The organism is Cerasicoccus maritimus, assembly GCA_031296935.1.
In the GTDB taxonomy this organism is placed as follows: domain Bacteria; phylum Verrucomicrobiota; class Verrucomicrobiia; order Opitutales; family Cerasicoccaceae; genus Cerasicoccus; species Cerasicoccus maritimus.
The window spans coordinates 99,667-111,937 of record JAVDPD010000012.1; the positions used below are offsets into that span (position 1 = coordinate 99,667).

The 12,271-nt window shown below is 52.7% G+C and carries 7 protein-coding genes and 1 tRNA gene; 5 read left to right on the top strand and 3 right to left on the bottom strand.

Going from position 1 to position 12,271, the window contains the following annotated elements:
* Window positions 1-214 precede the first annotated feature (214 nt).
* The 5 genes from RBB62_RS09450 (at window position 215) to RBB62_RS09470 (ending at window position 9,233) form a co-directional block, all read left to right on the top strand.
* Window positions 215-1,984 carry a GH1 family beta-glucosidase gene (locus RBB62_RS09450; protein ID WP_309398520.1) on the top strand — a complete coding sequence of 590 codons (1,770 nt, stop codon included), beginning with the start codon at window positions 215-217 and terminating at the stop codon, window positions 1,982-1,984.
* Window positions 1,985-2,093: 109 nt separating this feature from the next.
* The gene (locus tag RBB62_RS09455) at window positions 2,094-4,112 is read left to right on the top strand and encodes a family 16 glycosylhydrolase (RefSeq protein ID WP_309398521.1); all 2,019 of its coding nucleotides are present in this window, start codon (window positions 2,094-2,096) and stop codon (window positions 4,110-4,112) included.
* Window positions 4,113-4,363: 251 nt separating this feature from the next.
* Complete coding sequence (locus RBB62_RS09460) at window positions 4,364-5,785, top strand: PEP-CTERM sorting domain-containing protein (protein WP_309398522.1); 1,422 nt, start codon at window positions 4,364-4,366, stop codon at window positions 5,783-5,785.
* Between the two features lie 226 nt (window positions 5,786-6,011).
* Window positions 6,012-7,634 (top strand): sulfatase family protein, encoded by a 1,623-nt coding sequence (locus RBB62_RS09465; RefSeq protein WP_309398523.1) that lies wholly within the window; start codon window positions 6,012-6,014, stop codon window positions 7,632-7,634.
* Between the two features lie 6 nt (window positions 7,635-7,640).
* Window positions 7,641-9,233: an arylsulfatase gene (locus tag RBB62_RS09470; RefSeq protein WP_309398525.1), complete on the top strand. Its 1,593-nt coding sequence runs from the start codon at window positions 7,641-7,643 to the stop codon at window positions 9,231-9,233.
* A 547-nt stretch (window positions 9,234-9,780) separates the two neighbouring features.
* On the opposite strand, the gene RBB62_RS09475 is transcribed toward RBB62_RS09470, so the two are convergent.
* The 3 genes from RBB62_RS09475 to corA all read right to left on the bottom strand — a co-directional run bounded on the left by RBB62_RS09475 (window position 9,781) and on the right by corA (window position 12,134).
* Window positions 9,781-9,855: transfer RNA gene (locus tag RBB62_RS09475), tRNA-Gly, on the bottom strand.
* Between the two features lie 100 nt (window positions 9,856-9,955).
* On the bottom strand, window positions 9,956-10,846 hold the full coding sequence (locus RBB62_RS09480) for a transporter substrate-binding domain-containing protein (RefSeq protein WP_309398526.1): 891 nt from the start codon (window positions 10,844-10,846) through the stop codon (window positions 9,956-9,958).
* Window positions 10,847-10,970: 124 nt separating this feature from the next.
* Window positions 10,971-12,134 carry a magnesium/cobalt transporter CorA gene (gene corA, locus RBB62_RS09485; RefSeq protein ID WP_309398527.1) on the bottom strand — a complete coding sequence of 388 codons (1,164 nt, stop codon included), beginning with the start codon at window positions 12,132-12,134 and terminating at the stop codon, window positions 10,971-10,973.
* Between the last annotated feature and the right edge of the window lie 137 nt (window positions 12,135-12,271).

Sequence of the window (12,271 nt, forward strand, 5' to 3'; positions counted from 1 at the left end):
ACCAACGAAAGAGTTGGCGCACCTCAGGCTACACTTGGTTTTAGCACGAGCCTTGGGCAATAAAACCAATCGATGTGTCGCCGTTGCCCCTCACTCAAGGGCAACCACCGACACTCTGCTCCATCCGGTCAATCACCTCACGCAATGCATCATAAGATGCGTTGCTACACAGTCATGAACAGGCAAACTCTAAACCATGTTCGATGACATCACCATGAGCAAAAAAACAGACCGGTTTCCCGACGGATTCATTTGGGGAGCCAGCACCGCGGCCTATCAAATAGAAGGAGCCTGGAACGAAGACGGTAAAGGCCCTTCCGTCTGGGATATGTTTACCCAACAGAAGGATAGAACCTGGAAAAACAGTGATGGCAAAATTGCCTGCGATCACTACCACCGTTACAAAGAAGACATTGCCTTGATGCGACAAATAGGCATCAAGGCCTACCGGTTTTCAATCTCCTGGCCTCGCATCATGCCGAATGGCACAGGCAAGGTTAACGAAAAAGGCATCGCCTTCTACGACAACCTCATCAACGAGCTGCTCGACAATGATATCGAGCCGTGGGTGACCATCTTCCATTGGGATCTCCCCTACGATCTATTTTTGAGAGGTGGCTGGCTAAATCGCAAGTCGGCTGACTGGTTTGCCAACTACACCAAAATACTAGTCGACCGCTTCTCCGACCGCGTGAAGCACTGGATCACAATTAACGAACCACAATGCTTCATTCAACTTGGCCATAAATCCGGAACCCATGCTCCGGGTTTACAGCTCGGGATGCCCGAAGTGTTACTTGCCGCACATCACACGCTACTCGCACATGGTCGCGCAGTCTCTGTGATTCGGGAATACTCGAAAAGTAAAAAGCCCATCATCGGCTGGGCACCAGCCTGCTCGGTTTACTGCCCGGCGACCCAGTCCGTCGAAGATTTGGCAGCCGCCCGCCAAGCATTCAACGGAGTTTTCCCTGATGGAGTGTGGAATAATCGCTGGTGGGGGGACCCCGTTGTGTTTGGCTGCTACCCGGAAAATGGATTGAGAACTTTCGGGGATGCGGTGCCCAAAGCAACCGCGAGCGACTTCGACATCATCAGCCAACCCATCGACTTTTACGGCTGTAACATTTCACACGGCGTCCTGGTTAAAGCCTCAGCAATGGGCGGTCCGGAAAAAGTTGAATCCGGCCAGAACACCAACTTAAGCCTGTATGGATGGCCCCAAGTCCCCGACTGCATCTACTGGGGTCCGAAGTATATTTCAGAACTCTACTCGCTCCCCGTAGTCATCACCGAGAATGGATTCACCGACATCGATCAGGTTCACTTCGATGGTGCGGTCCATGATAGCAATCGCATTAACTTCCTGATCAAGCATCTGCTTTCATTGAGGAAAGCGATCAGTGAAGGCATCGATGTTCGTGGCTATTTCCACTGGTCCTATTGCGATAATTTCGAATGGCAGGAGGGCTATCGACAACGTTTTGGACTCGTCCACATCGACTACAATACGCAAAAGCGAACGATCAAAGACTCCGCGTTCACCTATAAGGGCATCGCAGAATCAAATGGGGAAAGCATCAAGATGTTTGCCACTGACAGTGAGGATGAGCTGCCATACATCGTAAAAGAGGCAGTCAACTACATTGAAAGAAATATCTCCGAACAGTTTAACATCAAGACTCTAGCCAACAAGCTCAGGTGCCACCCAGACTTCCTCAGCCGCCGCTTCAAGCAACATTACGAGGTCAGCTTAAAAGATTATATCCGGCATGCGCGGATCGAGTTCTCACGCAATTTACTCCGAACAACCAACATCATCATCGATGACGTTGCTGACCGTTCAGGATTCTCCGACAGAATTCGCTATAGCAAAGTCTTTCGCGAACTGACCGGCATGACACCCGGGCAGTACCGCAAGCAGTATCGGGAAACCAGCGACACGTCGCCCAACTTAATTTCGGGCAACGATACACCTCGCTAAGTGGCGCCGCTCCAGATCATACACGAGTCCATGACGAACTTCATCTTTTGCCAGTAGCTTTCTGCCGACCTATTTAACATCAAACGTCCACTTGATTCTTTTATACAAAATGAAATCACCCAAAGACATATACAGAGAAAGCACCCCCAAACTGATGGCTTCGTGCATGGTCGCAATCCTAGCAGCCCTGTCCCTCACGAGCATCGCCAACGCAAATACCGCGAGCGAGGAAGACGTCCTATTCGACATCGACGCCGTCACCGACATCAGCACATTGAAAACGACGCATGCAAAAGCTGCCCTTAAGGAATCGAATGGAGCAGAGACCCTGCAAATCGAATTCGACTCCACAATCGCCTATCCCGCGTTTCATTTTCCAGTCCTCGATAGCGGTTGGGACCTGTCGGGCTACACTGGGGTGGAAATCGAAATCACCAATCCTGGCCAGGAAACGATTGGTGTCGGCATGCGAGTAGACAACCAAGGTCCGTGGAAAGATAAGCCCTGGAGTACAAACTATACTCGGCTAAAGCCTGGCGAGACCAAGACGCTACAGGTCACCTTTGGCATGGAAAGAAACGAGCCCGGATACCCGATCGATCCATCTAGGATCACCAAAATCCAGCTATTCACCATGAAGCCGAAGTCGCCCGTCGTAATCCAAGTATCTGATTTGAAAGGCTTCGTCTCCGAGAATGCCGAATCGGCGCAAACTGAAGCCGGAACGATTGGCCAGACCAATATGAACCGTCCACGCATCCAGGGCGACTTGATCAACCTTGACCACGCCACTGACTTCAGTGGATATAAAAAGCATCATACTGACGTTCACTTGATTCAAGGTGGCGACGAATATTCGCTGGAGATTGATTTCAAGAATAACACCCAATACCCGGCCCTCCATTTCCCCATCCCTGAAGGCGGCTGGAACCTCTCAGACTACGCCGGCGTGGCAGTACAAGTCACCAACCCAAGCGAGGAAAAAATTGGCGTAGGCATGCGAGTCGACAACAAAGGTGACTGGAAAAAGAAACCTTGGAATTCTAGTTACACGCGACTCAAACCTGGTGAAACCAAAACGCTACAAGTCGTATTCGGCATGGATGGTAATAATCCAGGTTATCCACTGGACTCTACTAGAATCAGCAATATTCAGCTCTTCACGATGAAGCCGAAGTCTCCGGTGAAAGTAATCATCAAAGATCTAAAAGCATTCGGGTCCCCACAAAACATCCCGGAGCAAGCCTCAAACGATGGCTACAGTTCGCCCAAAGACATCACTACACCGGTTACGCCTGCGGAATGGGTTGGCCAGCGCCCGCCCGTCGATGGCGATTGGGTCATGACCTTCGAAGACACCTTCGACGGCGATTCCCTAGACGAGACGAAATGGACCAAGTGCGATGACCACTTCAGTAGATTTTTCATCTACCAAGAGGAGAATAGCTACGTTGAAAGTGGTGTGCTCAAACTACGGGCTGAGAAGAAGGCTGTCGATGGACGCCAATACACCTCTGGGCAAATCGAATCATTTGGCAAATGGGCACAGCAATACGGCTACTTCGAAGCACGCGTAAAATTACCGACAACGCGCGGCTTCTGGCCAGCGTTTTGGTTGATGCCAGACCGTTTTGTGGATGGGCCGTCCGATCAGCGATCCATCTGGATTCGCAATAGCACCCAATGGGGTGGCATGGAGTTCGACATCATGGAACATCTATGTGAATGGGGCCCCGGACGAAATAACGTTGCGGTCCATTGGGATGGCTATCGGGACGATCACAAAAGCTGGGGCACCAACAAGGCATTCTTCGGGCCGACGCCAGATGGTTGGCATAACTTCGGTATGCTATGGGAACCCGGGAAACTCACCTGGTTCATCGATGGCGTCAAAAAAGCTGAATGGAGCAATGAGCGTGTCGGCTCAGTGCCCGCTTACATGAAAATAAGCCTCCAACTCGGTGGCTGGGCCACTGAAGACATCGACATGGGCAACATTCATCAGACTTACGACATTGATTATGTCCGCGTCTGGCAAAAACAGGAATACATAGACAATCCCCCCAAACAGGCCCCCTTGCCCGCAGATCGCCAAGCACACATTGATAAATCAGCCAAGGACGCTTAGACACTCAGCAACCCCAATTCCAGATAGAGAGATACGGTTAATATCCGCCAAACACACAAAGCAAAAACGCCACTTGTAGCGTTTCCCGACCTCAAAAAGATCAAAAACCACCCAAAATGTCGGATATTGGCACGTCTTTGGTCGGCTTCCGTTCTACTCTCCGTGTATTTTTTATGATACAGTTATCACCCTATTCGAATAGAGCTGCCCTACGGGCAATCAGCCAACCCTAAAAAAATAGTACTATACCCATGAAACACGCAAACCGTTCCCCGCTCACTCCAAGCAAGCCCAAGGAGCTCGCAGTCATTGCGGCCATCCTTTCTTCATTTGCGACAATCACTGCTCAGGCAACCGTCACCCCCACCGGCTTTACCACGCCCGACTCCAGTGACGCATTCTGGTCAAGCGGGGGTGATGCTGGCACACAAGTTCAAGTTGGCAACAACTCAGGCGATGGCTCTTTACTTATCGAAGGTGGCAGCACCCTCACATCTGCCCGCGGCTTCATCGCTAACTCAAGCGGTATTACCGCCAGCGTCACGATCTCTGGTTCTGGATCAGCATGGAACTTCGCCACCGGAGAATTTCTCAACATCGGACAGGGCGGCAATGGCACATTACTCATTTCCAACGGCGGTGGCTTAAGCACGGAAGGAACAAGTAACGTGGGCAATAGCACGGGCTCCATTGGTCGTGTAACGATTACCGGTGCAAGCTCATACTGGAATGCCGGATCCATCTTTCTTGGTAATTCTGGTGACGGCGCAGTAGTCGTTAGCGACGGCGCGAACATCACCTCGGGGGGAATCTCCCTGGGACGTAGCTCGGGCGGCACTGGCTCATTGGTCGTTACCGGCAGCGGTTCCAGTGTGACAACCGATACCATCTCCAATATTGGCTTTGCTGGCTCGGGTTCGTTAACGGTCGCAAACGGTGGCAGTTACTCGACGACCGCGAACAAAAACATCATCGTGAATCGCAACGGAACCGCCGAGTCCGGCATGGTGAATATCCACGTCACCAACAATGGCATGGTCAATGCCACCGGCCAATTCCAAAACAATGACACCGTCAACCTCTTCGCCTCCCCCACACTCACCGCAGGGACTTACACGCCAATTACCGCGAGTTCCTTTACGGGAACCGGGGGCGTTTACAACACCTGGGGCGGCGAATGGAATGGCAGCAACGAGTTTGTCGCCAACACCGTCAGCGCATCAACGGGCACGGTCAGCGGAGACTTGAGCAGCCAACGTCTCAGCTATGACAGCGCCAACTTCATCGCAGCATTCCGCAGCGACGTGGGCACTGGCGATTTCTCTGCCACCAGCTTGAATATTAGCGACATCGGCGGCGAAACCGTTCTCAACGCCTACACCATTTCCTCAACGCTTACGGAATCAGCAGATTACATTTACCTCTCCTTGCTGGTCGGCGCATCTGTCGATGAATACAGCATCTACTTCCGGGAAGACGATCAAGAATCCTGGTCAATCGCGGCCGCCGAGAATGTAGTTTACGATGGCGAATACCTCAGCTTTACCATTAGCCAAGCAGGCGACTATGCTGCAACCGGAAGCATCATTCCTGAACCGTCCACCTACGCGTTGATTTTATCGCTTGGCGTATTCGGTGCCTTGATCCGCAGAAAGCGTGCAGCTGCTCGCTAAGCGTAAGGGTCATTCGGATAGACGAACTTTAACCCGTCCCAACGACCACTGAGATTAACCCCGAAAGCGGAAGTTTTAGTGAAGTTGGCGTCACACTCGGCCACCTTGCCTGCAAATAGCTTTGCACAAGGTGGCAGGGTGTATCGCGCACAATTTTAGACGGCATTGAAGTTGGTGGCGCAGTTGGCAACGACACCGCCCATCATTGACGAAATGATTTCTTATAATGTCCCAAAAACTCAACATCCTCTGGATTTCCTTTGAAGACACCAACCCTTACTACGGGTGTTATGGGGATCCCGTAGCGATTACCCCCAATTTGGATCGACTGGCAGCCGAAGGGTGTCGCTGGCCAAATGCCTATTCAACAGCCGGGGTATGCGCACCGGCGCGTGCAGGAATCATTACAGGCATGTATCCAATCTCGATTGGAGCACACCATATGCGCACGACCCACGTCCAGAAGGGGATGCCGGAGTTGCCCACACCCTACAACACCGTAGCGCCTCCTCATGTAAAGTGCTTCACTGAATACCTACGCGCGGCGGGCTACTTCTGCACAAACAACGAGAAAACCGATTACCAGTTCCAAACGCCACGCACCGCATGGGATGAACAAGGCCATCAAGCCCATTGGCGTAATCGGCCTGCCCCTGATCAACCATTCTTCTCCGTGTTCAACTTGGGTGTAACTCACGAAAGCGGCATGTGGGAAGACAAGAACCCCAAAGCCTATGTTGATCCAGACACGATCCCCCTCCCGCCCTACTTCCCTGACACGCCAAAGGTTCGAGAGTCAATGGCCAGGATGTATAACAACATCAGCTATAACGACTCCCTTCTCGGCCAGATGCTCCAAGACCTTGAAGATGATGGGCTCGCCGAAAACACCATCGTCTTTCACTGGAGCGACCACGGTCCGCTCCCTCGAGGCAAGCGCTGGCCATACGACTCCGGCATTCACATCCCCATGATCATTCGCTGGCCGGATGGCCTGACCGCAGGCGAAGTCCGCGATGAGCTCATCAGCAGCATCGATCTCGGACCAACAGTACTGTCACTCGCCGGACTGGATATTCCACACCATATACAGGGCCAGGCGTTTCTCGGACCGGAGCGCGCTCCATCGCGAGACTATGTTTTCGCATCGAGGGATCGTCACGACTGCACCTACGACCGCGTCCGCGCCTGCCGCGACCAACGCTTCAAATACATCCGCAACTACTATCCCGAAGCACCGCGCGCAGTCTGGATTCCCTACCTCCACCAGCATCCGATTATGGAGGAACTGTGGCGCTTACATCTGAGCGGAGAATTAACAGATCTACAGGAGAGTCTTTTCTTTGCAAATACCCGAGCAGTCGAAGAACTCTACGATACAGAAGCTGATCCTTTCGAAACAAACAACCTCGCAAAAGATCTAGCCTACGACTCGGATCGCCGGCGCCTCAGCGACGCACTCGACAACTGGCTGGATGAAGTTGGTGACATGGGCGAAATTTCTGAGTCAGAAATGGTCGCGCGGTGGTATCCCAACGGCAAGCAACCGCAAACCGTGGCGCCCATCGCCGCATGCTATCAGGAGGGATGCGCCGGCCTCGGCGTGATGGATGAAGAAACCTGCACCAGCTTTCCTGCAACAATCATACTTCAAAGCGCCACTCAAGGTGCCTCAATCGCATATCAACTGGAGGGCGACAGTCACTGGCGGCTCTACACCGGTCCCCTACGACTTCAACCCAAACAGCACTCCATTAAGACAATCGCGAATCGCATCGGCTATGCTGAAAGCGAGGAACGACTATACCGAGTAAACGTTAAACAACCATCCACAACCATCAGCGCGTAGCCAAAGATGCCTAAGCAAGCTCCGAACTTCCTTTTAATACTCAATGACGATATGGGCTATTCCGACCTCGGTTGCTATGGCGGCGAGGTCGATACTCCCAATCTTAATTCGCTCGCGGAAAATGGCCTGCGGTACACCCAGTTTTATAACACGGCACGCTGCTGTCCCTCCCGTGCGTCACTGCTCACCGGCCTGCACCCGCATCAAGCAGACATCGGGCACATGACGAATAACGACGATGTCGATGGTTACTTGGGCGATCTGAGCCCCCGGTCCGTCACCATCGCCGAGGCGCTCAAACCCGCAGGCTATCGCAACTACGCTTCCGGCAAGTGGCATATCACGCGTCACATTCAAAACGATGCACCAAAGCACAACTGGCCACTTCAGCGTGGCTTCGACGATTACTTTGGCATCATCGGTGGAGCGGCTAATTACTACCAGCCTTGCACGCTTGTCCGCGGTAACGAACGCGTGGACCCGCTCGACGAGCCAGACGATTTTTTCCTAACCGACGCAATTTCAAACCACGCCATTCAGCAACTCACTGCGCATGCCACAACGCATGGCGATCAGCCCTTTTTCCAATACGTTGCCTATACCGCTCCCCATTGGCCTCTCCACGCCCATGAGCACGATATCGCCAAATATAAGGGACGCTTTGATGCCGGGTGGGACCGCCTTCGCGAGGAACGTCTCCACCGTATGAACCAGATGGGCATCATTGACACCAACTGGGACCTGACCAATCGCGACCCCGAAGTTGGCCCCTGGACGGAACAACCCAACCAAGCTTGGGAAGCACGCCGCATGGAAGTTTACGCAGCACAGATTGACCGCATGGACCAAGGCATCGGTCGCATTATCCAGGCACTCAAGAACAATGGACAGTTTGAAAATACAGTAATCGTATTCCTCGCGGATAACGGTGGTTGCGCCGAAGAAGTCCAGGCCGAATGGGCGAAGTGGATGCATGGTCGCGCGAGCACCGAATACACACGCGATGGTCGCAAAGTAAGCGTGGGCAATACACCAGACATTTGGCCCGGCGATGAAAGCACCTATAGCAGTTATGGAGTTCCCTGGGCCAATGTGTCCAATACGCCTTTTCGTCTGTACAAACACTGGGTGCACGAGGGCGGCATCTCGACGCCATTTATCGTTCACTGGCCTGCCGGCATCAAAGCACACGGCGAATTACGCACCCAGTGCGCCCAGCTCCCCGACGTAATGGCCACATTCCTAGAGCTTGCCGGAACCGAATATCCAAGCGCACGTCAGGGGATGCCAGTCAAACCACTCGAAGGCTACAGCATGTCGGCTACGTTTGAAAACATGCCGTTCGACCGAGAAGTCCTTTGCTGGGAGCATGAAGGCAATAAAGCGATACGCCGCGGCAAGTGGAAGCTCGTCTGCCGACATCCGGGTGCTTGGGAACTGTTCGACATAGAAACCGATCGCACAGAAATGCACGACCTGGCCAAGGAAAAATCTGAGATCGTCGCAGAGCTATCCTCTCTCTACCAACAGTGGGCGAACCGTGTAGGAGTGCGTGACTGGGATGAAATCAATGCCCGCCGTTGCGCACCGAAAGCATAGCGAAGACTGAGCGAATGAGGTAAACCGATATCACACAACAGACACCCGTCACCGGTGAACGGGCTGATGCAGAACCATGCTCCAACCAGAACGAAACGACGTCTCGCAAATCGACACCGCCAGCCAACAGTTTCGCCTCTCGATACTCAGCAATCTTAATCATCGTCAGCGTTGCATCGGTTCCTGTTGTAGCATACTGAGCACGTTGCTGCTTCTGCCGCTTCCTAAGAGGGCGTATAAAAACTCAATTGACCTTCGTTGGAGAGCGTCTTCGTGGTCAAAATTCCATTTCTTCACCTCGACGAAACTGGTTTCGCCTCGCTTCAGAAGCCGAAATTTCGCCTCTCGAATACATCTCCCCGACTCGATCAGACTTTTTAGACGCCCTCTTAGTTTCAAAGGTGTTTTGTATGCCCCGGTATTTTCGACTAGATTCTTTGAAAATGAGGGCAAATCGAGCCCAATTTGACATCTTAATGAGATGATCGACCTCAACAATCCACGCACTAAAAACCACCCAATCCTATCACATTCAGCACTTTACACATGGTGCGGGCGGAGGGAATCGAACCCTCATCTCAAGCTTGGGAAGCTCACATACTAGCCGTTGTACTACGCCCGCGCTTTGCAATGCAAAGCATGCACACTGGCATACTGCCTATCGCATGTAAAGCTAATGTCTTTCTGTCAATTCGAAGACTTGTTCAAACAGCATGTTATCTCTAGCGTGCGCCGCCCTGAAAATGGTCAGGGTTTCGCGGCTTTGCTTCTTCCTCCTCCGTCACAGGAGTAGGTGGAGTGGGCCTTCGCTGAGGCAGCGTTGTCGCGCGCGCCACATACGGCAGCCAATGCTTCACCATCACGTCGAGATCACCACTGGCCTGCAACTTCGCCACAAAAGAATCCGCCGCATGCTTAAGCCCGGGGTTCCTTTTGGCAATGCCCCAGGCGATGTATTCATTCGTCAGCACCGCCCCAACCGGAGTCAGCCCCTTCATGCTATCGTCAGCGGCGAGCCACCAGACAGTCGGCGCATCGGCCACCACCATATCAATCTGCCCCTTGGCCAAATCAGCAGCCGCCACACTGATATTATCATAGGGCACGCGCTCGGCGTAGAGGAAGTTTTCGCGCACCAGGAAGTCGCCCGTCGTGCCCTTCTCCACTCCCACACGCGCCTGCGTGTATTTGAGCGCAAGTGTCGTCGGATAGCGGGATAAGTCACTGGCTCGCACGAGCGGCATCTGCCCAGTCACCAAGTACGGCGTCGAAAAATTAATGCGCACCGAGCGCACCTCGGTCGCTGTCATGCCCGACATAATGATATCAATCTTCCCACTGGTCAGGGCTGGGATGAGTTCATCCCAATCCATCACCACAAAATTTAGCGGCACACCGAGGTCCATTGCGAATGCACGCGCCAAATCCGCCTCCAGCCCCGCTATGCGCTTGTCCTGAACAAAAATCACGGGTGGCTGCTCCGGGTTAATTCCCACCCTCAGCTCCCCTGCGGGTAAAAAGTCAAGAGCAGGTGAGTCTGCCACTTGCGCGCTAAGCGGCGCGGCAACAGGCCAGAGAAGAAAAAACAGGAGGCAGTAAAAGTACTTTGCCATGCCCCTCATTTTTCCCAATGCGCCCGCAATCGCAAGCGGTTTTTCCCGGCGAAAACAGACGCTCTATGGATCTGCTTTACGCAGCACAATTCAGCGGCTCATTAACTTTGCGTCGCAAAGCAAACTAGATCCAACGCTTCTTTCGGAAGTAGACCAAAAACGCTGCAAAGATGAAAAACATTAGCCCCAGGCACAATGGATACCCATACTTCCAGTATAGTTCGGGCATATTCCACGGGCTTACCTCGTGATCAAAGTTCATCCCATAAACACCGGCAATGAACGTGAGCGGCAGAAAAAGCGTCGCAATGATCGTCAGCACTTTCATGACCTCATTGGTTCGGTGTTCCTGCTCCAAGTGATAAAACTCCTGCATCGTTTGCAGAATGATTCGGCTATGGTCCATGCGATCGACAGCACGGCGCGCTGAGTCTGCCAGGTCGCGGAAATAAAAGCGGTCCTCCTCGGCAATTAGTGAATGGTCGAGGAGCTCCAGGCGGTTCGCATTATCACGTATCGGCAGCAGAATTCGCATCAGAGCAAGCACGGATCTTTTTTTACGGTAGATCATCTCGATGCTAATGCCACCATCGCGATCGCTGTGCCTTCTTTTCCGTGGAGCCTCTTCGTCGCCCTGCGGATCAATCATCACTTGTTCCGTCGCCACAATGTCATCCTCAACCTCATCAACGATTGACAACAAGAAATCGTTCTTCACATCGAGCAATGCAAACATCAGGTAGCTATGCCCGCGGCTGCGTATGCGCGCTCCGACCTTGCGAATGCGGCGCGCGACCGGCTCGAACAGTTCCTCATTACTCTCCTGCACGCTCAGCAGAAAGTTTTCACCCAGGTAAATCGCCACCTGCTCCATATAAATCGCGCGCTCTTCCTGTTTAAAGAGGCCCGCTTTGGTCAGCAGAAAAAGGTCGTCGTCAAACTCATCGAGTTTCGGGCGACCATCGGTGTTTAAAATATCCTCGATCGCCAGCGGATGCACCCCGAGCTTTGTCGTGAGCTCGGTGATCGAAGCACGGTCGCCTACCCCGCGCACGTGTATCCAGGTAACTGCGTCCTTCCCCACCATAGCCAGCGCATCGTCTACAGTACATGTGCGCTGCTCCACGTAATCATCAAGCCCGTAAGACATCAGCCGCAATTCCGTTTTTGGGCAGATTCCGCTTTCCAAGGGAACAACTTCGCCCGGCGGCAGGCCAATGCCGTGATGAAAAACCGTTTCCCGGGTCACTATACGCATCTTTTTAAAAAAAAATATTTTTCCGGCCATTCCAAGCCCGCGTTTTGTTGAATTTTGGCGCCAGTGAGCACGAGTGAGAGCTACTCACTATTAGTCACTAATATTCAGAGCCACTCAGTGGCGCCGAAAATTAGACATAATATAGAAAAAGTGCCCCACCGAGCCAA

Coding starts and splice junctions, on each gene's coding strand:
- RBB62_RS09450 (WP_309398520.1), top strand. CDS start 215: ATGAGCAAAAAAACAGACCGGTTTCCCGACGGATTCATTTGGGGAGCC.
- RBB62_RS09455 (WP_309398521.1), top strand. CDS start 2,094: ATGAAATCACCCAAAGACATATACAGAGAAAGCACCCCCAAACTGATG.
- RBB62_RS09460 (WP_309398522.1), top strand. CDS start 4,364: ATGAAACACGCAAACCGTTCCCCGCTCACTCCAAGCAAGCCCAAGGAG.
- RBB62_RS09465 (WP_309398523.1), top strand. CDS start 6,012: ATGTCCCAAAAACTCAACATCCTCTGGATTTCCTTTGAAGACACCAAC.
- RBB62_RS09470 (WP_309398525.1), top strand. CDS start 7,641: ATGCCTAAGCAAGCTCCGAACTTCCTTTTAATACTCAATGACGATATG.
- RBB62_RS09480 (WP_309398526.1), bottom strand. CDS start 10,846: ATGGCAAAGTACTTTTACTGCCTCCTGTTTTTTCTTCTCTGGCCTGTT.
- corA (WP_309398527.1), bottom strand. CDS start 12,134: ATGGCCGGAAAAATATTTTTTTTTAAAAAGATGCGTATAGTGACCCGG.